At 34.7% G+C, this 26629-nt stretch carries 19 protein-coding genes, 1 tRNA gene and 7 pseudogenes; 19 read left to right on the plus strand and 8 right to left on the minus strand.

The window, feature by feature from the left end; translation table 11 throughout:
* Positions 1 to 60: 60 nt before the first annotated feature.
* Positions 61 to 988 (plus strand): annotated as a pseudogene (locus NL281_RS07240) (IS4 family transposase); the annotation flags it as partial.
* 598 nt (positions 989 to 1586) lie between these two features.
* Here NL281_RS07240 and NL281_RS07245 read toward each other — a convergent pair.
* The 5 genes and pseudogenes from NL281_RS07245 to rsmA all read right to left on the minus strand — a co-directional run.
* Positions 1587 to 1781 (minus strand): annotated as a pseudogene (locus NL281_RS07245) (IS256 family transposase); the annotation flags it as partial.
* An 84-nt stretch (positions 1782 to 1865) separates the two neighbouring features.
* On the minus strand, positions 1866 to 3197 hold the full coding sequence (locus tag NL281_RS07250; protein ID WP_077188164.1) for a DNA recombination protein RmuC: 1332 nt from the start codon (positions 3195 to 3197) through the stop codon (positions 1866 to 1868).
* A 173-nt stretch (positions 3198 to 3370) separates the two neighbouring features.
* A pseudogene (locus NL281_RS09355) lies at positions 3371 to 4352 on the minus strand (IS3 family transposase).
* A gap of 63 nt (positions 4353 to 4415) precedes the next feature.
* Positions 4416 to 5909: an IMP dehydrogenase gene (gene guaB, locus NL281_RS07260; protein ID WP_253303257.1), complete on the minus strand. Its 1494-nt coding sequence runs from the start codon at positions 5907 to 5909 to the stop codon at positions 4416 to 4418.
* A 126-nt stretch (positions 5910 to 6035) separates the two neighbouring features.
* Positions 6036 to 6830 carry a 16S rRNA (adenine(1518)-N(6)/adenine(1519)-N(6))-dimethyltransferase RsmA gene (gene rsmA, locus NL281_RS07265; RefSeq protein WP_253303748.1) on the minus strand — a complete coding sequence of 265 codons (795 nt, stop codon included), beginning with the start codon at positions 6828 to 6830 and terminating at the stop codon, positions 6036 to 6038.
* 78 nt (positions 6831 to 6908) lie between these two features.
* On the opposite strand from rsmA, the gene NL281_RS07270 reads away from it, so the two are divergent.
* Both NL281_RS07270 and NL281_RS07275 read left to right on the plus strand, forming a co-directional pair.
* Positions 6909 to 6981, plus strand: a tRNA-Thr gene (locus NL281_RS07270).
* A 24-nt stretch (positions 6982 to 7005) separates the two neighbouring features.
* Positions 7006 to 7734, plus strand: coding sequence for a triosephosphate isomerase (locus NL281_RS07275; protein ID WP_253303258.1), 729 nt, complete (start codon positions 7006 to 7008; stop codon positions 7732 to 7734).
* 74 nt (positions 7735 to 7808) lie between these two features.
* Here the strand turns inward: NL281_RS07275 and dprA are convergent, their stop codons facing one another.
* Positions 7809 to 8897, minus strand: coding sequence for a DNA-processing protein DprA (dprA, locus tag NL281_RS07280; RefSeq protein WP_253303259.1), 1089 nt, complete (start codon positions 8895 to 8897; stop codon positions 7809 to 7811).
* 61 nt (positions 8898 to 8958) lie between these two features.
* Between dprA and NL281_RS07285 the strand changes: the two genes are divergently transcribed.
* From NL281_RS07285 to NL281_RS07330, 10 genes and pseudogenes are all read left to right on the plus strand, one after another.
* Positions 8959 to 9333 (plus strand): ferredoxin family protein, encoded by a 375-nt coding sequence (locus tag NL281_RS07285; RefSeq protein WP_077188509.1) that lies wholly within the window; start codon positions 8959 to 8961, stop codon positions 9331 to 9333.
* A gap of 188 nt (positions 9334 to 9521) precedes the next feature.
* Positions 9522 to 10565 carry an RDD family protein gene (locus tag NL281_RS07290; protein WP_253303260.1) on the plus strand — a complete coding sequence of 348 codons (1044 nt, stop codon included), beginning with the start codon at positions 9522 to 9524 and terminating at the stop codon, positions 10563 to 10565.
* Positions 10566 to 10625: 60 nt separating this feature from the next.
* The gene (locus tag NL281_RS07295; RefSeq protein WP_253303261.1) at positions 10626 to 11645 is read left to right on the plus strand and encodes a D-alanine--D-alanine ligase; all 1020 of its coding nucleotides are present in this window, start codon (positions 10626 to 10628) and stop codon (positions 11643 to 11645) included.
* Entirely contained in the window at positions 11626 to 12384 is a 759-nt protein-coding gene (locus NL281_RS07300; protein WP_253303262.1) for a cell division protein FtsQ/DivIB, read from the plus strand. The genes NL281_RS07295 and NL281_RS07300 overlap by 20 nt, the downstream gene beginning before the upstream one ends.
* Before the next feature lie 713 nt (positions 12385 to 13097).
* Positions 13098 to 14204: a D-alanyl-D-alanine carboxypeptidase family protein gene (locus NL281_RS07305; RefSeq protein WP_010082605.1), complete on the plus strand. Its 1107-nt coding sequence runs from the start codon at positions 13098 to 13100 to the stop codon at positions 14202 to 14204.
* 99 nt (positions 14205 to 14303) lie between these two features.
* The gene (locus NL281_RS07310) at positions 14304 to 14618 is read left to right on the plus strand and encodes a DMT family transporter (protein ID WP_370273954.1); all 315 of its coding nucleotides are present in this window, start codon (positions 14304 to 14306) and stop codon (positions 14616 to 14618) included.
* 16 nt (positions 14619 to 14634) lie between these two features.
* A complete protein-coding gene (locus NL281_RS07315; RefSeq protein WP_006279756.1) occupies positions 14635 to 14979 on the plus strand; it encodes a DMT family transporter in 345 nt (114 codons plus the stop codon).
* Between the two features lie 972 nt (positions 14980 to 15951).
* A pseudogene (gene ltrA / locus NL281_RS09360) lies at positions 15952 to 17049 on the plus strand (group II intron reverse transcriptase/maturase).
* Positions 17050 to 17155: 106 nt separating this feature from the next.
* Positions 17156 to 17649: pseudogene (locus NL281_RS07325) on the plus strand (transposase); the annotation flags it as partial.
* A gap of 323 nt (positions 17650 to 17972) precedes the next feature.
* Positions 17973 to 18728, plus strand: a pseudogene (locus NL281_RS07330) (transposase); the annotation flags it as partial.
* A gap of 175 nt (positions 18729 to 18903) precedes the next feature.
* On the opposite strand, the gene NL281_RS07335 reads toward NL281_RS07330, so the two are convergent.
* A complete protein-coding gene (locus NL281_RS07335; RefSeq protein WP_006279908.1) occupies positions 18904 to 19242 on the minus strand; it encodes an outer membrane protein assembly factor BamE in 339 nt (112 codons plus the stop codon).
* Positions 19243 to 19373: 131 nt separating this feature from the next.
* Between NL281_RS07335 and NL281_RS07340 the strand changes: the two genes are divergently transcribed.
* The 3 genes from NL281_RS07340 to tsaB all read left to right on the plus strand — a co-directional run bounded on the left by NL281_RS07340 (position 19374) and on the right by tsaB (position 22216).
* Positions 19374 to 20363, plus strand: coding sequence for a ribonucleotide-diphosphate reductase subunit beta (locus NL281_RS07340; protein ID WP_182320796.1), 990 nt, complete (start codon positions 19374 to 19376; stop codon positions 20361 to 20363).
* Positions 20364 to 20501: 138 nt separating this feature from the next.
* Complete coding sequence (locus tag NL281_RS07345) at positions 20502 to 21632, plus strand: cation:dicarboxylate symporter family transporter (protein WP_049973631.1); 1131 nt, start codon at positions 20502 to 20504, stop codon at positions 21630 to 21632.
* Positions 21632 to 22216 (plus strand): tRNA (adenosine(37)-N6)-threonylcarbamoyltransferase complex dimerization subunit type 1 TsaB, encoded by a 585-nt coding sequence (gene tsaB / locus NL281_RS07350; protein WP_077188562.1) that lies wholly within the window; start codon positions 21632 to 21634, stop codon positions 22214 to 22216. Before NL281_RS07345 ends, tsaB begins: the two co-directional genes overlap by 1 nt.
* On the opposite strand, the gene NL281_RS07355 is transcribed toward tsaB, so the two are convergent.
* Positions 22211 to 22834, minus strand: coding sequence for a DEAD/DEAH box helicase family protein (locus NL281_RS07355; protein WP_077188561.1), 624 nt, complete (start codon positions 22832 to 22834; stop codon positions 22211 to 22213). The two genes, tsaB and NL281_RS07355, sit on opposite strands and share 6 nt — an antisense overlap.
* Before the next feature lie 280 nt (positions 22835 to 23114).
* On the opposite strand from NL281_RS07355, the gene NL281_RS07360 reads away from it, so the two are divergent.
* The 3 genes and pseudogenes from NL281_RS07360 (at position 23115) to NL281_RS07370 (ending at position 26588) form a co-directional block, all read left to right on the plus strand.
* Positions 23115 to 23825: a class II aldolase/adducin family protein gene (locus NL281_RS07360; RefSeq protein ID WP_182320803.1), complete on the plus strand. Its 711-nt coding sequence runs from the start codon at positions 23115 to 23117 to the stop codon at positions 23823 to 23825.
* A gap of 105 nt (positions 23826 to 23930) precedes the next feature.
* Positions 23931 to 24912: pseudogene (locus NL281_RS09365) on the plus strand (IS3 family transposase).
* A gap of 506 nt (positions 24913 to 25418) precedes the next feature.
* Entirely contained in the window at positions 25419 to 26588 is a 1170-nt protein-coding gene (locus tag NL281_RS07370; RefSeq protein WP_253302993.1) for an IS4 family transposase, read from the plus strand.
* Positions 26589 to 26629 lie beyond the last annotated feature (41 nt).

Here is a 26629-nt window from a genome sequence, read left to right on the forward strand (position 1 = left end):
TTTCAAGCAAAAGTTATGCCATTAAGAGCTATGCAACAAACATTTATATTTGTGGGTAATAGTAAGGCTATAGGCTTATTGCAGCAGATGGTTCTGGTATTCGATTACCGAGCTCTGAAGAAATTGTATCCGAGTTTGGCCGTTTTAAACCAAATGGAACAACAGGTATAATGCCACCATTAGCAAGGGTTTCTTTGTTTGTTGATTTATGTACTTCGCTGATTTGCAGTGCTCGCCTTGCGGCTTGGAATGTGGGTGAGCAAACGTTAGCAGAAGAACAATTACCTGAAGTCGTTACTCAAATGCGTTCATTAAATCAAGATAGATTATTATTTATCTACGACCGTCTTCATTAAAATTCATTCAGCAGCATTATGAATTGAAAGTAGACTTTATTTTTCGCTTGCAAAAAAGAAATTATAGCAAGCTATGGGAACGAATTTCATCTGGTGAATTAGATTTTGATTTTGTGCTAGAAAATAAAACGAAAAGCCAAAAAGTAAGAGTAATAGTGCTGACATTAGCCAACGGAGAAACAGAGGTATTGGTTACTTCACTTTTTGATCGAGAAAAATTTACTTTGGAAGATATCAGCAAAGCTTATGTATTAAGGTGGCATATAGAGGAGTGCTATAAACGACTCAAAATAGGTGCAGAGTTAGAGAATTTTTCTGGCGTAAATTTAGAGGCTGTATTACAAGAATTTTGGGCAAACTTAGTCATGTGTAATATATTGTCGCTTCATATGTGTGATGCACAAGGGCCTTGGAATCCAGATCAAATTGCTGAGTATCGTTTAAATTTTTCGGTTTTATTTGGTGTAATGAGGCAGAAACTCTATCAGGTACTTATTGCGCCAAAAAACTTTCAAGCCCTTTTTGATAGAGCAAGTATACGCGCTAAAGTTAAAATCCGACCGGGACGATTGTATAGCCGCGATAAGGTAGATAAGCCCAAACGCCATCATGTCTTTAGGAGAGTTTGCTAATGAAAGTTCTTAAGTTGACGCCATTGACCGTTCACTGTTAGACTGCATTCTGTGATTTTTAGCAAAACATGATCTTTCATTTGAGCTTCCTTCAATTTAAAATAAATACAGAAAATTGCTGCCTATAGCTAAACTGACTTAGATTTACCAACAATCGTCATCCCGCTACTTGTTAGCGGCTAAGAGATACCGCGGCGGCATAGCTATCTTCAAAAATATGGTTGAATAATTGTGTGTATAATTATTAATATTTTTAAGCACTTTGGCTATGGCTTTATCTAAGTTTCTCGACCCTAAGCTGGATTTAACCTTCAAAAAAATATGTAAGGTCAAGAACTGGCGCGCCTACTTTAGGGTTTGGTGGCTGATCCATTGTTTTCACAATAGGCCTCAATCCAAATTCCCATGTTAACGTTTCCAGCTCCCGCCTCGTCAAACGCAGCATCCGCACTACGCTTTCCTAGCAGATTCTTTACCAAAGTTTATAACATATTGTGCTAGTGATGCTTTCGGTTTGTAATACCTTATTCTGTAGTCTGAATATAGACCCAGCGTTTTGTATATCCATTCGCTACTCCACTTCTTCCAACCAAACCCTCTCTTCACTTTCAGCTAATAAGTGATTTTCTATTTCACCTTCCAAACTTGCCTCCAGCAGCTTTTTTATAAATGGTGTAAATGCTCCATCCCTTCCTGTTAATGGTCTGCCTTCCCTTATTGATGACAGTATATTTGCTTCCAGTTCTTTGTAATCTACCAAACCGGTAGTTCTGTTTACTACTTTCTGACTCATTGTCAAACCTCCATTTTTTTTATATCAATTTATTACTTTTTTTTTGGTTTGACACACTTTTTTGAACATTCCCTGTTAAGATGCCTAATCTACTTTCAGCTCCTCAGTATGTAAACTGCGTGGTAAAGACTCTAATTCCTTTGCAGCACTTAAACTTTTATTTTTTGCATGTATACCAAGCTTATTGAATTCTCGAGCAGCAGGAAACACCCTTGCTTCAAGAGAGCCAGCAGTTTTATTATAATGATCAACAGCACTTTTTAAGCTCCTGCGCAAATTATCAAAGTTTTCACCCATTGTGCAAATGCGCTCATATAAAATATGACCTAGTTCACTGATTTTCTTTGCGTTTTCAGCTATCATCTCTTGCTTCCATCCATACGCTATTGCTCTCAGCAACGCAATTAGAGTGATCGGTGTTGCAATGATCACTTTTTTTTCCACTCCAATCTCTATCAAAGCAGGCTCATATTCCAGTGCTGCGCTAAAAACCCCCTCCCCTGTTAAGAAAAGCACCACAAGTTCTGGCGTATTTTCAAATTGATTCCAATACTCTTTTTTACCCAAGTCATTTATGTGTTTTTTTATTGCCAGGGAATGGTTCTTTAATTTCTCCTTTTGTATTTGCAAATCATTTTGTGATATAGCATCCATGTAAGAATCAAGCGGCACTTTAGCATCTATTATTATTTGCTTTCCAGATGGCATTTTGATTATTAAATCAGGACGCAATAAATTATCCTCGTTTTTATCAATCACTGACGGCTGAGTAAAAAAATCGCAATACTCAATCATTCCTGCCATTTCTACCACTCTTTTGAGTTGCATTTCACCCCATTTACCCCTAATGTGAGGTTTCCTCAGGGCATTAGCAAGGTTGGAAGTTTGGTTCATCAGCGCTCCAATTTGCTCCTTTAAACCTTCATAGGCCCCTACCCTCTCCTTTTCTAGCTCACGTATTTCATTATCGAATTTTTCTAATTTTTCTTTTATTGGAGTTACAACTTCGTTGATCGTTGCTTGTCTTTTTTTGAAATCGCTTTCCGTTTCTTTTAATTTACTATCGATTACTTCCTTTGCTAAGTTCAGAAAATTATTGTTATTTGTTTGCAAAGCATCAAGAGAGAGCGCTTTAAAAGTGTTTGTTAATCTCTCCTCTGCTTTTGTTAGTAATTCTATTTCCTTTTTCTTTTCCTCACGTTCTTTTTGCAGAGTTACTTCAAGTTCTGCTCTTTTGACCCTTAAATCAACTATTTCTTCATTCTTCGTAAGCAAAGTTTGCTTTGTTTCTTGAAGTTCTTGCTCTAATTTACATAAATTACCCTCAAGGTTTGCTTTCTTTTCGCTCAGTTTTTTTACGATAATGTAGAAAAATAGTAATAGAGAGACAACCAGAGCTATAGAATTGAAAAGCATCAGAATAAAAAAGCTGTATTTACAATTCTATATGATTTTTGTGTGTATAAGAAAGAAAAAAGGAGCACCTAAAGAGGTGACCTTACCCAGAAAAAGTAGAGAGAAAGTTAAGACGTTTTTATCATGAGAATAAATTGTGCAGGAATGCAATAGTTAATAGTAGAATGTCTACGTTATTTGTTATAAAAGATTTCTATGTATTCAAATATGGCAGTTCTGGTTTGTTGAGCGAGAAGTATCAATAAGCAGCTCCCTTTTAAGTGAACTTTTCTGCAACAGAGTTATCGTAACAACAGCCCTTATGGCTCATGCTGGAAATGATGTTTTTTGTATTCAATAGAAATTGGTAATTTTGAGAGGTATACTGTGACCCTTGATCGCTATGTAACAGCAGATTTTTATCGGGTTTGCGTTTATCAACGGCCATCAATAAAGAATCTATAACTAATTATCATGTTACTCATTAACCACCATGCGTGAATATAGGTCAATTATTGCCGCCAACAACCTTCTTTAGTTTTTATGTAGGTAATCCCAAACTTTATTTGGCTGATCAGTAGTAAAATTTTGATCCAATGTGTTCGGAGCCACAACTCGGTTGCTTATTTGCTGTTTTTTATTTTTGAACCTTCGTCTAAGCTTGGTTTTAATGCCATTTTCTTGCATAACACTTTGTACTGTTTTAATTTTTGCCTAAAGCTTTTAATTCAGCGTGAATTTTAGGGGCTCCATATCTGCATTTAGAATGCTTGATGTATTTTTTGAATATCTGCTAGAAGCCCTTCTTTTGCTAATTCTTTACTGCTTTTTTCCTTAGCAACCAATACCACCAGTACAAAACCCTACATAGTTCCTGTGTTTTATAGCAATTTCTATATAAAAGAATACTTTACTCTTTTTCTTTGCCCAGGGCTTTTTTTAAGATGTCTCTTTCTCTTGTTAGTTCTTTTTTTAGATCAAATCTTTCTTTGTCATAAGGAGCCTTTGCCTGGAAATGCGTATGCTCCAGACATTTTTCCATCATATTTTCTTACTTAACATACTGCCATCTATACCTAGATCTTTTGCTATTTTTGTACTTGCTTGACCTGTTTCTTTAACCAGCTTAACAGCTTCTAATTTGAATTCTGCTGTATATTCTCTTCTATTTGTCATATTTTGAAAAAACGTTTTATTTTACTCCAAAAACGTCTTAACTTTCTCTCTACTTTTTCTGGACTACTCCGAATCGGTTGACAAATTGGACGCTTGATAAGCATAATTTGGAGCTTCTTGTGTAATGACTATATCATGAGCGTGACTCTCTCTTAATCCTGATGCAGTAATAGTAACAAATTTACAATTTTTTTTCATCTCTTCTATATTCCTATTACCAGTATACCCCATTGCAGCTTGCAATCCGCCAATCAATTGATGGATTACTCCTGAAGCTGGACCTTTGAATGGAACTCTTCCTTCCACTCCTTGTGGAACTAATTTTAGTTTTGAATCTTTATCTTGAAAATAACGGCTAGCTGAACCTCGTTTCATTGCACTAATAGATCCCATTCCTCGATAGCCTTTATATGCTCTGCCCTTATACATGATAATCTCACCTGGGCTTTCGTCAGTGCCAGCAAAAATCGAACCAATCATCACAGAGTCAGCACCAGCTGCAATAGCTTTTGCAACATCTCCTGAGTATTTTACCCCACCATCAGCAATTAGTCTGACGTTTCTTGCTCTACACGCCTCTGCAACATTCTTGATTGCAGAGAATTGTGGCACACCAACACCTGTAACTATTCTGGTTGTACAGATTGATCCTGGTCCTATTCCAACCTTCACTGCATCAACACCCGCATCAATCAACGCTTCAGCAGCCTCCTTTGTTACAATGTTTCCGCCAATTAATTGCGTATTAGGATACATCTTTTTTATTTCCCTAATGGTATTGATAACGTTTTCGGAATGACCGTGAGCAGTATCCACAACAACTACATCAACTTCTTCTCCGATCAAAGCTTCACATCTGTCTATACCATCTTTTTTACCAGTGCCAATTGCAGCGGCAACTCTGAGACGCCCTTTACTGTCTTTACATGAATTTGGGTATCTATTGTATTTTTCAATGTCTTTAACCGTAATTAAACCTATACAACAAGAATTTTCATCTACGACCAAAAGCTTTTCTATTCTATTTTCATGCAACAATTTCATTGCTGAGGCACTATTCACTCCCTGCTCCCGCACTGTCACTAACTTATCTTTTGTCATCACTTCGGAAACTTTTACATTCATGTTCTGGTCTTCAATAAATCTCACATCTCGGTTAGTTAAAATTCCAACTAACTTGCGTTGATCGACTACAGGAATGCCAGAATAATTGTGCTCTCTCATTAATGAAATTGCTTCCGCAACTGTTTTATCCGGTGAAATCGTAATTGGGTTATACACGATCCAACTTTCATATTTTTTCACCCTTCTTACTTCTAAAACTTGTTCATCTATTGATAAATTCTTATGTATGCAACCTATCCCTCCATGTTGGGCAATAGCTATTGCAAAGCCCGATTCAGTAACAGTATCCATTGCAGAGGATATGAGAGGGATATTTAGTTCTATACTATTTGTTAAATAAGTTTTTGTATCTGCATCGCAAGGCAATATATTAGAATAGGCTGGCAAAAGAAGTATATCGTCAAACGAATAACAAGCTTCCATTTTTTTCATAGGCTTTATTTAAAGCTTATACGCCAATTAATTAAATTGCAATAGGCAAAATTAGCTAGGAGCCTTTAATTGTATAGCTCTAACTGTTTTTAGGAGATAGAAAGGCTATATGGTTGCTAATACATTTTATCGCAAAATCACATTATTTGCCAGCAAACAGAACTGCTCAATAGTTAAGTTTTCTGGACGTTCATTTCCACTCAATTTAGCGTTTTCAAGGACAGTTTCAGCGTGGTTCGTTATATTTTGCAAGCTATTTCTCAGCATCTTTCTTCTTTGAGAAAAAACAGCACGTGTTAATCTTGTTAAGGTTTCCAAATTTACTGCAAATTTTGGGATAGGCAAAGGATTTACTGTAATTACTGAAGAATGTATTTTTGGTCTTGGAAAAAACTCTTTAGGTTCAATATCAAATTCCTTTTTTATATCGCATAGTAATTGGCTTAGCACTGATAGGGGACCATAATCTTTAGAATTGGGTCTTGCCGTAATGCGATCTGCTACCTCTTTTTGAAACATTAATGTCAAGTTCGTAAAAAATTTTATATTATTTAACCACTTTAAAAATAACACTACCGAGATATTGTAAGGCAAGTTAGCAATAACTTTAACTGGGCGCTCTATCAGCTCTTCTTCTATAACGTGCAGTGCATCTGCTTCTATAATTTTATACTTTCCTTGATGCTCATTTAGCAGTTGATCATGGTGTTTTACTAAATCTCTATCTTTTTCTATAGAAAGTAGAGACTTTGGATTATGCACCAATATTTCTCTTGTTAATGCACCATATCCAGGACCAATTTCAATGACATTAAAATTTTCCAGACTACCAGCTAAAGCGACGATTTTTTTTGTTATCTCACTCGATAAAATAAAATTTTGCCCTAGACTCTTTTTTGGCTTCAGTAAAAATTTTTTCATATTATTTTCATTATACAGTATTTTAAAAATTAGTTGACTAAAATTCATTGATAATTGTATATTATTAATGTGTTTAACGCCGGCTTAGCTCAATTGGTAGAGCAACTGACTTGTAATCAGTAGGTTGTCAGTTCAAGTCCGACAGCCGGCACTCTTGCCTATATAAGTAAAGTTGATGTCCTTTTTAATAGTAGCAAATTGGAAAATGAATGGAATGCGTTCTTCATTTGTTGACTTTATAGGCAAACTTAACAACAAGAGCAACGAAATTACCTCTAAATTAGTAATTTGCCCTCCTTTTACGTCATTTCCAAGCAGTATAGAGTTGAACAATAATATTAATATAGGAGCACAGAATTGCCATCATAAAAAGTTCGGTTCTTACACAGGTGAAATTAGCGCAGAAATGTTAAAAGAACTAGGGTGTACTTACGTAATACTTGGGCACTCTGAAAGGGCCAATGAAGAAGATAGTGAAATAAAACTTAGGTCGGAAATAGCAATAGAATCAGGCTTACATCCAATTATCTGTGTAGGTGAAAATTCAGAAGATTATAAGAATGAAAAAACAAAAGAAGTAATAGAATATCAATGTAAAAACCGCTTGCCAACACACGGTGAATATACCGTAGCATATGAGCCAATATGGGCAATAGGCACAGGTCATGTGCCAAATAATGATGCAATTACTGAGGTGATAGAGGTAATAAAATTGTGTACTGGTAAAAAACACATTATATATGGTGGTTCAGTCAGTTCAGAAAATATAGAAAATTTGCTCAGTATCTCAAATTTATCAGGAGTTTTAATTGGCAGTGCAAGCTTAGATTTCGATCACTTTTATAAAATTATACAACAAGTTGAAAAAAAGTTTTCTCTTATCAATTCTAAAATCAGCAACTAAGAATCCTATAACAAATGGCATCATTCCAGTGTCAAGCATATGTCTGTACGAGCATCTAGTATAGCTAAAGTAATCTAGAAAATTAACGATATTTTATTCCCCGGGGAACGCTCTATTTTGTTTTCCAACTCTAGTTCTAAAAGAGCCATTAGAGCTATGTTGGTAGAAAGTCCGCTTGCTAATATAAGTTCATCTATATCAACAGGTACAGAGTTAATATGATCAACTATAACAGATTTTGCCTGTTGTAATTTTTCTTGTTTTTGGTTAACAGCATAGTGTTCAACATCAAATAGTTTTTTTTGCTGCGGAGGTAAACTAAACCTAATACTCTCTATTATGTCATCAGCGGATTCGATAAGCTTAGCACCGTTTTTAATTAAATAATTACTACCACTACAACGTGAATCTAAAGGGAAACCAGAAACTGCAAATACCTCTCTCCCTTGATTTAAAGCAAAATCTGCTGTTATTAGAGAGCCAGAACGTTTCGATGCTTCAATCACTGCAACACCTAGCGATAGGCCAGATATAATTCGATTCCTTTGAGGAAAATATTGAGGCTTTGGTTTAGTAGCAAATGGAAGCTCAGTAATTACTAACCCACCGTTCCCAGTGATTTTTTTGTATAGATCAAAATTCTCTTTTGGATACACCACATCAATTCCGCTTGCTGTAACAGCGATAGTGGGATGATTTTTGTATATTACACTGTTTGCTGCAGTATCGATTCCTTTTGCAAGTCCAGAAACAATAACAAAACCAGCTTCGCTTAAATCAAGTGCCAACTTATTGGCAAAATTTCTTCCATTCATTGAAGAGTTACGCCCACCGATTATTGCAATTATCTCACGGCTTAATAATGATATATCACCAAGCGCAGTTATTACAGGAGGACAACTAGAGATATTTCTTAAAAGATCAGGGTAATCTGGGTCACATGCGGGTATAATTTTAGCTCCAATTCTTTCTGCATTATTGATTTCTTCTCGTGCATCTTGAATGCCATACACCTTATTATTAGCCACCCTATTGAGATATTTCAACACCTCATCTAGCGATCCATGTGTTCTTAGTATACTAAAAAACTTTATTGGTCCTATAGTTCTAGCCAAGCTTAACCATACTTCTAATTCTTTGTTGTTCAATTTATTTATCTTCATAAAAGACTTGAATTTCTTATCAATTTAGTGTACCCAAGATAATACAAATATACAGTGTTTTATGACGCATTTTGTTACAGATAAATGCATAAAATGTAAATATACGGACTGTGTGGAAGTATGTCCCGTTGACTGCTTCTATGAAGGTAAAAACATGCTCGTGATTAACCCAGATGAATGTATTGATTGCGGAGTGTGCATACCTGAGTGTCCAGTAGATGCAATTGTAACTGATGATTCCATAAAAGATATTTTAGAACTAGATGAAGAGTTACTGAACAGTGAACAAAAAATCTTCAAATCATTTTACAACATAAACGTAGAATACTCACAAAAATGGCCAAATATCACAGCTAAGAAGCAACCTCTCTATACTGCAGAAGAGTATAAGGAAAAAAAGGATAAAACAGCTTATTTTGACGAAAATTTAGAATAATGCTACTGAAGGAAAAAGAAAATTTCTCTTGTATCTCACAATTATTGTTTTGCATTGCTGAAAGTGGCTGTATTGTTTATGTCCTTGATAGCATAACTAGTTTACTTGAGAATACAAATAGTAATACAGCAATTTTACTGCTATTTAACTGTTAATAGGTACATTAGACGGATCATATGGGGTATAAAATGGATATTAAAGTAAAATATGCAGGAATAACTAAGCGTGCTGCAGCTTATATAGTTGACCAAATTATATTCCTAGTCTGTTATTCATTATTTTATTTATTAATTTTATTCATATTATCAGGAGAGCCCCTTGCCGATGTTTTTAATTATGTCTTTCCTGATATTGACACTAATAATGACCTTATATCAGAGCGATATGAAATATTAGAAGACTTAGATATATTATTGAAAGATTTAGTATATATAGCATTGGAAGTATTAATGATAACAAGACTTGGTTGGACTCCAGGAAAGTTGCTACTTGGTATATACATAAAAGATGCAAACACACTTAAAAACGCTGCTTTAATGCAAGTAGTGATGAGAAGCACTCTCAAAGCACTTTTGTGGGTACCCACCTACATTTCTGAGTGGTTTTTTATTTTACCAATATTGGTTCTAATGTTTGCAATATTTGATAAGCGCAAGCAGCTTTTCTACGACAAAATTACAAAAACAGTAGTAATGGATTATAGGTCTGAAGCATGCTACCCAAAATTAAACTATGTATATGTGGGAATAACTAGGCGTGTGTTAGCGCATATTATTGACAGTCTTATTATTAAGGGAATTCCTTTATTCTGTTTGATTCTTGTAAGAGTGGTTTTTCACATTGCTAGACCTAAATTATTAATTATACGTATTTGCTTATCTTTTTTGCTATCGATAGTATTCGGAGTATTCATGATAAGAAGATTTGGTGGTACTCCAGGACAATTGTTATGCGGTATTAATATCAAAGATGCAAATACACTTGAAAATGTTACTCTAGTGCAAGCAATAGTTAGGCATATTTCATTTGAAGTTATTTGCTTCCCCATATTCATCACGAGAAGGAAATTTTTTGATAAGTATACCTCTGAATGGTGGTTTGATCCTTTATTAGGCTTAATCTTTATGACCACAATACTAATTTTCATATGTGCAATATTTGACCAACGCAAGCAGTTTCTTCATGATAAAATTGCAAAGACAGTGGCAGTAGATTATAAACCTCCAAGCTAACTTTCCCTTCTGTTTACAAGGTTCATATATGTAGTTATAATTAATAAGGTTCTTCTAAGAGTGCCCATGGTTCCAACTATAGCAATTTTAAGTGGTGGATTTTCTTGTGAGAGAGAAATATCGCTTATGAGCGGAAAAGCAGTAAAGAAGGCACTTGATAGCCTTTCATATAATGCAATAGAAATAGATGTTGACAGCAACATTGCTGAAAAGCTTAAAAAAATTAATCCGGGCCTTGCTTTTATCGCTCTGCATGGACCTTATGGTGAAGATGGCTGCATTCAAGGTTTATTGGAAATCTTAGGTATAAAATATACACACTCAGGAGTTATGGCTTCGGCTGTTGCTATGAACAAGGCAATGTCAAAGCATATATTCCGGTCCCTTAGTATTGATACTCCAAAAGGTTATGTAATTAGCCGAGAAGATCTACTAAAAAATAATATTAAAATTGATTATCCGTACGTCTTAAAACCAATTAATGAAGGCTCTAGCATCGGAGTACATATTGTTTCCTCACATGAGGATTATTTAAAACTGAAATTTGATGTCATTCCAGCGCGTGACCAGGAAAAAAAAACAGTATCTGACTACTTGGATGACAAGGAAGGAGCTACTTCTATGACAAGAGATTTGATGATCGTAGAAGAATACATACCGGGCATAGAGTTACATACTGCTGTATTGCTAGATGAAGCAATTGGCACTATGGAAATACGACCAAAAAATAAATTCTATGATTATGAAGCAAAGTATACAGATGGATTTGCAGAACATATATTTCCTGCTGAAATTCCTGACAATATATATAAAATGACCTTGGAACACGCACTGAAAGTTCATCAATTTTTAGGATGCAAAACTATTTCCCGCTCAGACTTTCGTTATAATCCCAAGAATAACACTTTAAAAATGCTTGAGATTAATACACATCCTGGCTTTACTGAGTTATCGTTAGTGCCAGAAATTGCAAAATTGGCAAAAGGAATCAATTTTAATGGATTAGTTAAAATTATTATTGAAGATAGTTTGCAGCACAAAAATATTAGGGATTTAAGTCATGTTGAGCAGTATTACTAGAAGCCAAAGGAGTTTTTTGCGTAAGTGTGCCTTGGTTATTATCACAGCACTTTTTCTTACGCTAATACTCTACAGCTCACTTGATAAAATAATAAATCGATTTAATTACTACTTTACTTGGTATAATGACTGCCTATCCAGTTTATTACTCAGTAGTGGATTTTCAATCGATGAAGTAGTCGTGAGCGGCAATAAATTTACAAACAAAAAGGATATTCTAAGTTTGACAGATAGAACGCAACCTATCCTGTATATGTCACTTTCAAAACTTGCCGGTAACATACAATCCGTAAGCAGATGGATAAAACACGTAAGAGTTCACAGAATTTTGCCCAATACTCTACACATTAATATAGATGAGCATAAACCGTTTGCTCTCTGGAAAGATAATAACAAAACCTCGGTAATTGATTTTGAAGGTAAAGTGATCGTAGATGACTATCTAGTAGATGATCTTGTTGTAATTACAGGACAAAACTCGTTATCAAACCTAGAATTTGTTAGAGATGTGTTGGAGAGTAAAACTCAATTAAGAGACCACATTTCTTCTTTTGCTTATATAGGGAATAGAAGGTGGAATATCATACTTGATAACGATTCCACAGTAAAACTGCCTGAAGATAACCCTTATAGTGCATGGGACTATTTAAACCACTTACACAATACAACTGATTTTACTTTCAGCGATTGGAGTATTATTGATATGCGTATTACTGATAAAATCTTTGTGAAGAGGTGATCTGCTGTCATCCAAGCAGCGGGATACTTAACCGTCATACCGCGATTCATTCGCGGTATTCAGCCGTTAACAAGCAGCGGAATGACAGCAATCCTACGTCATACCGCGATTCATTCACGGTATCTCTTGGCATAGATCCCGCTAACACGTAGCGGGATGACGGTTGTCGTTTAGCTATAAATATTTAAGAAATTTACCAAACGAAAAAAAAGGCAAAAGAAGCCCCGTGGTTGGCTAATGACTTACATTATACTTTCAAGTATGGCGTTTTTTTATTCTAAACGCTTAATAACCGCGATTTAGCTGCTTTTTAATGCAACTAACCTTTAGTCATAAATGTTTAAGAAATTTACTAAACAGAAAAAAAGGCAAAAGAAACCCTAGGGTAGCTAGTTATTCACTATCCATTTTTTAAGTTGGCGTTTTTTTATGTTTTAAATGCTTTATAAGCGCATTTTAGCTTATATTAGGTAAAAACCTAGAAATTTTATAAAGACATAAGGTGCACATAGTGCAAAAAATTAAACATGAGACGCCAGATACGTGAGTTTTTTTGTCATTTAATCTGTACAGAGAAGATAAATAAATAGCTTCAGTTTCATGATAAGGGGGCTGGCGAGGTTTGTCAAGGAATTTTTATGCAAGAGATCTATTGAAATGCCCCTGTAAAATTATACTATTAATTAGTACACTATAAATTTAAAATTATAGATATGTTAAGCAGATTGGTAATTTTGCTATTAGTTTTTATACTTCCTTTTTCTTCATACTCATACCAGTTTAGAACCAAAGCAAAGCAAGCAGTAGTCTTAGATTTAGCTTCAGACTCATTCATTTTTGACCATAATTCCGATGAAAAAATGGCCCCATCTTCAATGAGCAAGCTAATGACTTTATATATAGCCTTCGATTATCTAAAAGCTGGAATAATACACATGGAGGATAAATTTCGAGTAAGTAGAAAAGCGTGGGAAAGGAGAGGCTCTTCTATGTTTTTGAAAGAAGGTCAATCCGTTACGGTGAGGGAATTACTTGAAGGAATTACAATAGTCTCAGGCAATGATGCCTGCATAACACTAGCCGAGGGCATTGCAGGATCAGAAGAGAATTTTGTGGCTGAAATGAATGAAGTTGCACAAAATTTGAATCTGAATGACAGTCATTTTGTCAACTCAAGCGGGTGGCCAGATGAAGATCATTTTATGAACGCAAAAGACTTGGTAATGCTGGCAAAAAGGATTTTCACTGATTTTCCTGAATATTATGATTTATTTTCCGAACAGTATTTGACATATAATGAAATTGTACAAAAGAATAAAAATCTTCTACTTTTTCACGATATTGGGGTTGATGGCTTAAAAACCGGTTATACAAATGCTGGTGGTTACGGCATTGTAGCATCTGCAAAACGAAATGATAGGAGAATTTTTGCTGTCGTAAATGGTTTAAACACTGAGAAAGAGCGAATAGAAGAAGCAAAAAGATTGATACAATACTCCTTAAATCATTTTAACACTAAGAAAATATTCGTTAAAGACAGCGTAGTTGAGGAAGTAAATGTTCTCTATGGAAAAGATAGAAAAGTGCCTATTACAGTTGCAAACGATGTTACCATAACTTACAACCGCAAATTGCATGACCAAATTAAGGTGCGTATTGAATATAAAGATATGATACCTGCACCCATTAAAAAAGGTCAAGAAGTGGGCAAAGTTTTTGTAGAAATACCAGGTATTGAGCAACAAACTACACCACTTTATGCAGCAAATGACGTGCAGGAATTGAATTTCGTAGAAAAGTTTTTTAGGATGTTGTTTTAAGTTTGATATTAAAGCAATTTCGAAAGAGAGACCTATTGCACTTTAGTATAGCCTTAGCTAACAATTTCTGTTACAATACGAGTTTAAAATGTTACGAAAATGTGCTGGTTATATTTGTTGCTGTCTAGTATCCTGGAGATACTGTGGGCTGTAACGCTAAAGTTTAGTAACAGTTTTACTAAGGTTGTGCCTTCGATTGCAACATTGGTAATTATGATCATTAGCATTTATTTTTTATCTCTTGCAGCATGCTTTCTACCTATTAGAGTATGCTATGCAGTTTCCTCTGGAATATGCACAATTGGAATAACTATAATTGGTGCAACCGCTTTCACAGAGAATATTAATTTATCTCAAGTTTTATGTATCGTTTTAATTGTAATAGGAAGCATAGGGCTAAAGCTCTCTATTTAAACCTAAAAATTTATGCATGAATTGGATATATTTACTCTTATCGTCACTAATTGAAGTGTTCTGGGTCATAACACTTAAGCATAGTTATGGATTTACTCATCTCGTACCATCAATAATTAGCATACTCTCCATGGCTCTTAGTACATATTTACTTTCGCTCGCTACACGTTCTATACCTATCGGAGTATGCTATGCAATTTGGACTGGAGTGGGCGCTATAGGAGCTTCGATACTTGGAGTTTACCTATTTGATGAACCAGTTAATTTATTCGAAGTAATATGCTTTATTTTAGTTACATTCGGGATTATAGGATTAAAATTGTTTGATACTGCAAAACAAACTGTTGATAAAATGGAATAAAAGATCCCACTGGGATGAAAGAAGCAGATACTCCATATTGTCATGCAAATTGGAATCCAGACTTTTTTCTATATAGCATGGTGAAGACGGGAAACCGTAACCGTTCACACAATGGCGTCAACTTAAGGAAAAATATCAGCGATAGTGTATAAAATTTCTCTCTAAATTTTTTATCATTAAATTATCCAAAGAGTGCAATAAACAGCACTTTTGTTTCTGTTTTATTTCAACAAAGAAGTCTAAAATGTGTCCTTTTTAGGTGAAACATGCGTGCGCCAAGCAAAGTGCGTAAAGTCCAGTTGGTGAAAATCCAACCCAGGCAAAGCCTAGCCAGCAGGCTGGAACAAACCACTATGCTGCGTAAGGTAACGAGCGTAGTAAAGCTAGTGGAATGGACAACACAGGGTACAACGAAAGTGAAGGTATTGAGTCCCGAAATTCTCGATGTCATAGAGGTCGACACGTTGCATATAGTGGAAGACAGCAAGAAGGGTAACAATAGGGCAAGTTATCACTCACTCTATCGGGATCTGAGGCCGTATCACGTGTTGAGATGGAGTTTACGTAAACTTGGGAGATCCTTTGTATTCCTATTAAGGTACGTTGGAACAAGTCAACAAAGGCGAGTACTGACGGAAGATATAAAGGAAGTCGGACTGATTGATAGTACTCAGAGTGTGGGAAAGCCACATACAAGGGGAAGCGGTCAGCAATATAGTGACTGGTTTAGGAATTGCTATGCCAATACAACGGAGGTTGGAATAACGTGCAAAGAAAACTAAATCAGATAGCAGTAAGAGCCAGGCAAGATAAACGATTGAAATTTAATCGTTAATTCATCTGATAAACGCAGAGAATCTTGCTGAATGTTATAAAGAGCTAAAGCATAACAAAGCATGCGGTATAGACCAGGTGACAGTAGAAGCTTATGGAGAAAATCTTGAAGAGAAGCTCAACACTCTGGTGGATAGTATGAAAAGAAAGCGATATCAACCGCAACCAGTGAAAAGAGTATATATACCAAAAGCTGGAAGCAAAGAGAAACGCGGGCTTGGAGTACCGTCTACAGAAGATAAGTTAGTCCAGATAATGCTGAAGAAGATATTAGAAAATATTTATGAAGCTAACTTTCTGGATAACTCATATGGTTTTCGTCCTGGTAGAAGCTGTCATCAAGCGGTAAATGCACTAAATAAAGCAGTTATGTACAGACCAACTAACTATGTAGTAGAAGTTGATATCAAGAAATTCTTTGATAATGTCCAGCACAAATGGCTAATGAGATGCTTGAGAGAACGGATAACAGACCCAAACATACTGTGGTTAGTAAAACGATTTCTTAAGGCAGGAGTAGTCGAAGCAGGACATTATGAAGCAACTGAACTAGGCACACCTCAGGGGGGAATAGTAAGTCCTATACTAGCTAATATATAGTTGCATTATGTGCTGGATTTGTGGTTTGAAAAGAAATTCAAGCTAAGATCTAAAGGTTATATGGAGCTAGTTAGGTATGCAGACGATCACCTGATTTGCTGCGAAAGAGAAAAAGATGCTAGAGAACTCTTAGAGTCACTGAAACAAAGGCTAGGAAAATTTGGACTGGAAATATCTGAAGACAAAACAAGAATAGTAAAGTTTGGCAAAAAGGAGTGGCAACAAGGAATAAGGGAGAAACGAAAAACGGAAAGTTTCAACTTTCTAGGATTCACCCATTATGGTACAAGGAGTCGTAAAGGTAGAGTAATGGTAGGTCATAAAACCTCGAAAGAAAATCTATCTAGAAAACTTAAAGAAATCAAAGAATGGGTGAAAAAGATCCGAAATAAAGTTCACCTTAAAGATTGGTGGTCAATACTTAAAGCAAAACTAACAGGACACTATAACTACTTCGGAGTTAGCGGAAATTACCGGTGGTTGAATAAATTCTTCTGGCGGGTAATCAAGCTAGCGTATAAATGGATAAACCGACGTAGTCAGAAGAAGAGTATGAATTCAAAGCAATTTATACACTATCTACAAGTTAATCCATTACCAAAACCAAGAATATGCTACTCATTATATACAAAATAGGAAATGCTGTGAATACTACATTGTGGAGCCGTGTGCGGGAAAGCTGCAAGCACGGTTCTGGTGGGGGAGTCATAGCGATAAAACTTAATCAGGAGGATTTAAAACTATGACTTCTACCAAACAAAAAGGAAAAAATCTTATTCTACAAATTAAAAATATAATATACTCGAAAGCTTTTCAGAGAATCCATTGTGTTGGAAAAAACAGTTTTACACGAACAAGAAAACTTCCTTTTTCGACAGTATTTTCTATGATTTTAAAGTTAGTTAAAAAAAGTTTGGGAATAGAATGTGAACTTATGGAGCCATTGACATGTACCCTCAAAGCAAGCTTTTTCTAAAGCAAGGTATAAGATTTGCCATACAGGCTTTCAAGAATTTAAGCATCCAAACAGCCTATCAGGATGAACCTGAGTTGGAGAGGCTATAGACTTATTGCAGCAGATGGTTCTGGTATGAGATTACCCAGCTCTGAGGAAATTGTATCCGAGTTTGGCCGCTTTAAACCAAATGGAACAACAGGCACAATGCCACCATTGGCAATTTGTTTGTTGATTTGTGTACTTCGCTGATTTGTAGTGCTCGTCTTGCGGCTTGGAATGGCTTTGTTGCATCGCTAGCTATGATGGATTAAAGATAAAAAAGATAGGGAATATCAGTAGCTTATTATTCTGGTATTTATAACAAGAACGGTCAATGAATACCTAAATTTGAGTAAAAGAAATTTCACTACCATTTACCAATCCGGCTAAAATTCAAGAATTTCAATGCTTTAGCTATTTTCAATAGAATTAAATTTATTAATATAAATAACAAATTACTATTCTTAAATTTGATCAGATTGATTGCAAAAAAACAAGATTTTCAATAGGTTGCTTATAATCCTAACTATAGTTAGCCTTTCATAAGTAGCGATGCAACAAAGCCGCTTGGAATATAGGTGAACAAACGTTGGCGGAAGAGCAATTACCCGAAGTTATCACTCAAATGCGTTCATTAAATCAAAAGAAATTATTATTTATCTATGATCGTCTTCAGTAAAATTCATTCAGCAGCATTATGATTTGGAAGTAGATTTTATTTTTCGCTTGCAAAAAAGAAATTATAGCAAGCTATGGGAACGCTGGCGAATTAGATTTCGATTTTATATTAGAAAATGAAAAGCTAAAAAATAAAATGAAAGGACAGAAAGTAAGAGTTATAGTGCTGACATTAGCCAACTGAGAAACAGAGGTATTGATTACTTCACTTTTTGACCGAGTAAAATTTATTTTGGAAGATATCAGCAAAGCTTATGTGTTAAGGTGGCATATAGAGGAGTGCTATAAACGACTCAAAATAGGTGCAGAATTAGAGAATTTTTCTGGCGTAAATTTAGAGGCTGTATTACAAGAATTTTGGGCAAACTTAGTCATGTGTAATATATTGTCGCTTCATATGTGTGATGCACAAGGGCCTTGGAATCCAGATCAAATTGCTGAGTATCGTTTAAATTTTTCAGTTTTATTTGGTGTAATGAGGCAGAAACTCTATCAGGTACTTATTGCGCCAAAAAACTTTCAAGCCCTTTTTGATAGAGCAAGTATACGCGCTAAAGTTAAAATCCGACCAGGACGATTGTATAGCCGCGATAAGGTAGATAAGCCTAAACGCCATCATGTCTTTAGGAGAGTTTGCTAATGGAGGCTCTTAAGTTGACGCCATTGTCCGTTCAGGATAGCAGCAAGGTAGTATAACCATAGAGTAAAAGTGAGTTTACAACAAATGGTGTCATCCCAGTGCTTGACACTGGGATGACGTTATACGGTTCTTGGATGCAAAGAAGAGTGAGAAAAACTCTATAGTTAGCAAACTTTCAATCAGAAACAGCCAAAGATCTCTCTAAGATGTCAGTTTCTTTTGTATCTTCAACTTTACCGTCTTGGTCGAATGAAATTTGCAGAGACTTACTACTATACTTCCTTTTTCCTAAAAAATTGGCTTGTTTAATTTTATATGAGACATAGTACCAAACATTGTCATCGAACTTTGATACCAATGTTGGTGATCCTAAAGTGTGAACCACTTTTTCTTTATCGTCACCTACTTTTATCTTGCTCCACAATTCAACACTAATGCCAGGAGCTCCGTGATTGTGAATAGTGTGAGTGCAGCTCACTGTAAATAATAAAATAAAAGATATTAATACTCGCATTTCTGTTGATAAATTACTTGAAGCTATAATACACTAATAAATTATCTGCCGTCAAATTTCAAAAAAGTTAAATTGACTGATTCTCAATATCACTTAATATAATATTTACTTTAGAAAATAATAGGTGTCTTATGTCATTGTTAAAAGCAGATCCAATATACAAACCTTTTAATTACCCTTGGGCGTATGATGCGTGGCTGCAGCAACAAAGAATCCATTGGATACCTGAGGAAGTTCCGCTTGCTGATGACGTAAAGGATTGGAAAACTAAACTTTCAAACGTAGAGAAAAATCTACTAACTCAGATTTTTAGATTCTTTACTCAGGCAGACATTGAAGTAAATAACTGCTACATGAGGCATTATTCAAATATATTTAAGCCAACAGAAATATGCATGATGCTTGCAAGCTTTTCCAATATGGAAACTATACACATTGCAGCTTATTCTTATCTTTTAGACACAATTGGCATGCCAGAAAGCGAGTATCAAGCATTCTTAAAGTATGATGCTATGAGAAAGAAGTATGAATACATGTTAGAATTCGAGGAAAGCAAAAAACACGATAAAAAACATGTAGCTAAAACTCTAGCGGTGTTTGGTGCATTTACCGAGGGGTTGCAGTTATTCGCATCATTTGCAATTTTGCTCAATTTTCAACGCTTTGGAAAAATGAAAGGCATGGGACAAATAATTGCCTGGTCAGCCCGTGATGAAACTTTGCACACCAATTCAATTATTATGTTATTTAATACATTTATTAAAGAGAATAATGAAATTTGGAACGATGAGTTTAAAGAGGAATTATATTCTGCATGCCGCACTATTGTTGAGCTTGAGGATGAGTTTATAAAGCTTGCTTTTAATTTCGGAGACGTTGAAGGACTATCTGCAGAAGAAGTGCGCAATTACATACGCTACGTAGCAAACAGACGGTTAATGCAATTAGGTCTTGAGTCCATATATGATGTTAATGATAATCCTATTCCGTGGCTTGATGAAATACTAAATGGCGTGGAACATACGAATTTCTTTGAAAATAGAGTAACAGAGTATAGCCGTGCAGCAACTCAAGGCACATGGGAGGAGGCTTTTACTGAAAACGACACGAATAATAAGTGAGTGCTAATTTCACTCTTCTTTGTCATTCCAGTGTCAGCTACTTTCATTACACCATTTGCTGTGCAGTTTAGACAGTTTTGCTTTACTTAACAACTAACTTACCATATATATGTCCGTAGGACATTGGTATATAAGAACGTGCTACAACTATTAATCTTACTCACGGTCATCACTTCAGTTGCATTCTTTGGTCATTTAGTTCCAATGGAAGCAAAAACCTTCTTGTACTCAACGAGCCTGAGTATAAAAGAGGTTTTGCTATTTATAATGCCTTTTATTATTTTTGCGTTAATCTTTAGCAGTGTTAACAATCTTAAGCAGTCAGCTATAAAGTTCATATTGTTACTTATTATAATGATCTTCTTGTCAAATCTGGCTTCAAGTTTAATAGCTTATTCTGTTGGGCATTTCATCATACAAAACACTCATTCAATACAAGATATAACGTATGAAGAAACAATTGTTCCCTTATGGTCGTTTAGGCTGCCTGCATTGCTTTCTAATTTTTATGCCCTTGCCTGTGGATTTGTGTCCAGCATAGTAGTGTCCACACTGCTACCCAAGAAAAGCAAAGAGCTTTCGAACAAAATGTTAGATTTAACTCTCTTTATTTTGAAGACGTTTTTGACGCCGATTATTCCAATATTTGTACTTGGGCTTGCTTTAAAAATGCAGCATGATCAAGTTTTATCTATAATATTTAAGGATTACTCAATAATTTTCATTATTATAGCATCTGCAACCTACCTTTATGTTTTCCTCTTATATGGAGCAGCAAATTCATTCAAGATCACAAGCTGGATAGCTAGTATAGGCAATATGATACCGGCATTTATTACTGCGATGAGCACAATGTCTAGTAATGCAACTATGCCTCTTAGTCTTGAAGGAAGCAAAAAAAATGTAAAGCAACCTGACATAGCATCGTCTGTTGTGCCAATAACTGCTAGCTTTCATTTAGTAGGTGATTGCTTTTTTATCATAATATTATCAATGATAATTGCCTCCGGTTATTCATTGTGCACAACAGACTATGTAACTTTCCTTCTCTATTTTTTGTTATTTAAGTTTGCTATCGTTGCAGTGCCGGCAGGAGGAATTATGGTAATGCTACCTATTCTTGAGAAATACCTCAAATTTTCTCCAGAAATGCTTTCGTTAATCACAGCATTGTATATAGTGTTTGATCCAATAATCACTTCAGCAAATGTTATGGGTAATGGTGCCTTTACTATGATATTTTCAAAACTCTATGATAAGCTTAAGTAATGTCTATTTTAGCGATTGATACTGTAGGTATTGGTAGTTCAATAGCAATAGTTGATTATGATGGTAACTGTTTTGTAGAGCACAATTCCACCAGCAATAGTCATGCAGAATCATTTTTTCAAATACTAAGTACTTTATTTGATAAGCACAACTATAATTATGATAAAATAGATCATTTGGCGGTAGTAGTTGGACCAGGAAGTTTCACTGGAATTAGAGTTGGTATATCAGCTGCACAAGGTATAAATCTTGCTACAAATAAGCCGTTATACGGGGTTAGTGCGCTGGAAGTTCAAGCCTACGCAATATCTTTGCTTTGTGCAAATAGCAAAAAAAATATCAGAGCTATAATCAAAAATGCTCAAGGGTTTTATACACAGTTATTTGATTTCAATTTATTGCCGCTGTCTGGTCCAACTGCAGCATGTGACCCTGGTCACGCTACAAGCAGTACACATATGGATTGCAATTTAAATGCTAGCCATGCAGGGCTATTAGTTCATTATAGACTAAAGAACAAGCAAAAATTAAATGAAGTTGAAGCTCTATATTTAAATGAGCCTCAGTATATGAAATTGCTATAGACTATTTTTTTGCATACACGCAATTTGGCTAAGCTTGTGCATCTGGTTTACTATCTCTTGAGCTACTTCTTTTATACTCATATTTGAATTTTCTATCTCTATAGCACTCGGTGGTGTAAATAAATTGTTAATCCTACATTGCTCTATCATGCTATTTAGATTAATCACCTTCCTATTTTTTCTTTGCCTTTTTAATGCAATACGCTTTTGTAATGTCGGTAGATCACACCTAAGTACCACAGGAAGGATTTCTGTGTTCATTTTTTTACTAAGCCTTACTATTGAATCATACATCCTCATGTTCTGGTCATTATTTTCCATCAACTCATCAATAAATATGTAATTTTTTGAGTGAATCGGATAATTTTCTATTACCTGAAGCATAATTTGCATAATGCCATATATTCTATCTTGAACTTCTTTAGGTATTTGATCACGTTCAAAGACACCATCGTATATAGAGCAAGCTTGAACATTGTTATAGAACTTACTATTTACAATTAATGCGTTTATCATATTAGATAATTCTATTGCTGTGGAAAGTTTACCACTTCCCGAAAGACCAGAGAGATATATGAAAAATCCTGCTGGCTGTTTTTTTGTGTTAATATTTACCATATTATTTTCAATCTTGAAACTTACATTTATAATAACATAAAAATGAAGCTTTAAAACATATGAAATATTATATAGAAAATTATTTTTGTAGTTAAGATATTATGTAATTTAAAAACATAAATTCTGTATATAAACTCTATAATAACGATAACTATTTTTAAGCAAGCTACAACACAAAAGTGTTTGGTATTCAGAAAGCAAGACAGAGTGGCATAGACTTATTAGTTTACTACAAGTCTCTTTTCGCGTATAAACCTTCAGAAGATTCTAACAGAGGATTGTGTTGTTAACAAAGAGCAGAGTAAAAAGGGATCTAGTCTATGCCTATCAGATTTTGTCCTACCTTAAGTTCGATGATCATACATATACTCACCTTTCAGTGCGTTCTGAAGATCAAAAGTCGTTTTATATTTATCCGTTTGGTATGCGTTTTGATGAAGTAGATGAACGTTCGTTAATGAAAGTATCATTTGATGGAGATGTAATTGAAGGCAAAGAATATCAATATAATAGAACTGGCTATATAATTCATGGTTTTGTTTATCAAGCAAGGAAAGATATTCAAGCAATTTTTCACTTGCATACACCTTCTATTGTAGCGGTTTCTTCTCTCAAAGATGGGCTGCTTCCTATAAGTCAATGGGCACTGCACTTTTACAATAAAATCTCTTACCATAATTATAATTCCCTAGCACTTAGCGATACAGAAGGAAAGAGGTTAATAGCTGATCTGAAAGAAAATTTTGTCATGTTAATGCGTAATCATGGATCTATAACGTGTGGTCGGACTATACAAGAAGCAATGTTTTACACGTATCATTTAGAACAAGCGTGCAAAACTCAATGTTTAACGTTAGCAATGAATAAGGAGTTATCAATTCCAAGTGAAGAAATTTGCTCAAAAGCTGTAAAGGATCTCCTATCTTTTGAAAGCAATCTTGGTGAGAGGGATTGGCACGCATGGGTTAGACTAATTAAAAGTAAGTTGTAAGAGACTTTCGCACTACTATCTGTCATCCAAGTAGTGACCTTACCCAGAAAAAGTAGAGAGAAAGTTAAGACGTTTTTGGAGTAAAATAAAACGTTTTTTCAAAATATGACAAATAGAAGAGAATATACAGCAGAATTCAAATTAGAAGCTGTTAAGCTGGTTAAAGAAACAGGTCAAGCAAGTACAAAAATAGCAAAAGATCTAGGTATAGATGGCAGTATGTTAAGTAAGAAAATATGATGGAAAAATGTCTGGAGCATACGCATTTCCAGGCAAAGGCTCCTTATGACAAAGAAAGATTTGATCTAAAAAAAGAACTAACAAGAGAAAGAGACATCTTAAAAAAAGCCCTGGGCAAAGAAAAAGAGTAAAGTATTCTTTTATATAGAAATTGCTATAAAACACAGGAACTATGTAGGGTTTTGTACTGGTGGTATTGGTTGCTAAGGAAAAAAGCAGTAAAGAATTAGCAAAAGAAGGGCTTCTAGCAGATATTCAAAAAATACATCAAGCATTCTAAATGCAGATATGGAGCCCCTAAAATTCACGCTGAATTAAAAGCTTTAGGCAAAAATTAAAACAGTACAAAGTGTTATGCAAGAAAATGGCATTAAAACCAAGCTTAGACGAAGGTTCAAAAATAAAAAACAGCAAATAAGCAACCGAGTTGTGGCTCCGAACACATTGGATCAAAATTTTACTACTGATCAGCCAAATAAAGTTTGGGATTACCTACATAAAAACTAAAGAAGGTTGTTGGCGGCAATAATTGACCTATATTCACGCATGGTGGTTAATGAGTAACATGATAATTAGTTATAGATTCTTTATTGATGGCCGTTGATAAACGCAAACCCGATAAAAATCTGCTGTTACATAGCGATCAAGGGTCACAGTATACCTCTCAAAATTACCAATTTCTATTGAATACAAAAAACATCATTTCCAGCATGAGCCATAAGGGCTGTTGTTACGATAACTCTGTTGCAGAAAAGTTCACTTAAAAGGGAGCTGCTTATTGATACTTCTCGCTCAACAAACCAGAACTGCCATATTTGAATACATAGAAATCTTTTATAACAAATAACGTAGACATTCTACTATTAACTATTGCATTCCTGCACAATTTATTCTCATGATAAAAACGTCTTAACTTTCTCTCTACTTTTTCTGGGTAAGGTCAAACATGCAATACCAATAATGCTAATATATTTTATAATTTTTCTCATAAGATATTTTACAATGCTTCTAATAATATTAGATATCATCTATAAAATTAAAAAATCCATGAAAGGGGATGAAAATATGTAAAAAAGTATTATTGATTAATTAAAAACAGATTTTGATTTGATAATACTAATAAAATCGATTTATCTTAAATTTACGTTGATTTTTACCTGTTATTTTTTGTAGTTTATCCAACGTAAATTCCAGGTAAAACAAAGTCGTTATCTCCAACCGTTACAACCAACTCTCCTTCTTTAATTTTTATTTGATTAGGTGTATGGTCCCATACCATCACACTCTGGGATCATACACCATAAGTGTTGAAAGTAACACAAAAAAGACATAAAGAACTATTATTGCAAGAAAATGGAGGCAATAATGGATCAAATAGAAAGAGTACTAAATTTAATAAAAGATGAGGATTTAGAAAGGCTAGGAAAATTAAGTGAAGTAGATAAATGTAATACTAAATTGTTGGGCAAGATTATATTTAAAGGTCTAATGAAGTTAATATTAATGGGGCAAAAAACAAGCCTAAGAGCGCTAGAAATGGTAATAAACAGGTGTATAATGGATAAGAATAGCGATAAAAGTACAGTAACATACAGTGGTTTGTCAAAAAGGTTAAAAGTTATAAATCCAGAATATTTTAAGGGAGTATATATTGATTTGATGAGCAAGATTAAAAAGCTATTACCCCAAAAAACATTAAATAACTTACATAAGTTTGATTCGACGATCATAAATTTATCGGGATATCTCATAAAAGATGGGCTAAAAATAGGCGGTAAAAGTAACGACAGTCAAGTTAAAGTGAGTGTAGGATTAAAGGATCAATTGCCGACAAGTATAAGATTTTGTAAAGGACAAGAAGAAAGTAGTGAAGATATAGCATTAGTGAGAGCAATTAATGAAGCTAAAGTTGAAAAAGAGGATATTTTATTATTTGATAGAGGAATCAGAAAAGTTGGAACTTTTGCCGAATTTGATGAAAAGGAGTACAAATTTATCACAAGAGTTAAAGTAGGAAGAAAACATGATGTTATAAGCAGGAACAAAGTTATAAGAGAACAAAAATCGGATGGATCAGAGATTTTAGAAGATATAATAGTTAATCTTTATCGTGCACGAGGTAAAGTGGCAGAAAAGCATGATCTACGGCTAATAAAAATCAGAAATAAAATTGGAGATGAAATATGGTTTTTGACAAACTTGTTTGAAATGCCAGCTTATGAAGTAACAGAGCTATATAGGCGCAGATGGGATATAGAAGTGTTCTTTAAATTTATAAAGCAAAATCTTGGATATAAGCACTTTTTAAGCCATACTATGAATGGCATGAAGGTGTATATTTACATGATTATTATTACGGCTTTGTTATTTCTTGTTTATAAAATCAAAAATAATCTACATGGGTTCAAAATAGCATTACTGCAATTCACATTGGATCTAAATGACTCTTTTATACGTTCGATTGTTTTACTGTCGGGAGGTAATTTACATGCCGTTGATCATCTCATATCACGTTATTTTTGATACTTTCAACACTTATGCGCCGCAGCGCTAACGAGTAGCGG

The organism is Wolbachia endosymbiont of Phyllotreta cruciferae (assembly GCF_918697765.1).
Lineage (GTDB): Bacteria > Pseudomonadota > Alphaproteobacteria > Rickettsiales > Anaplasmataceae > Wolbachia > Wolbachia pipientis.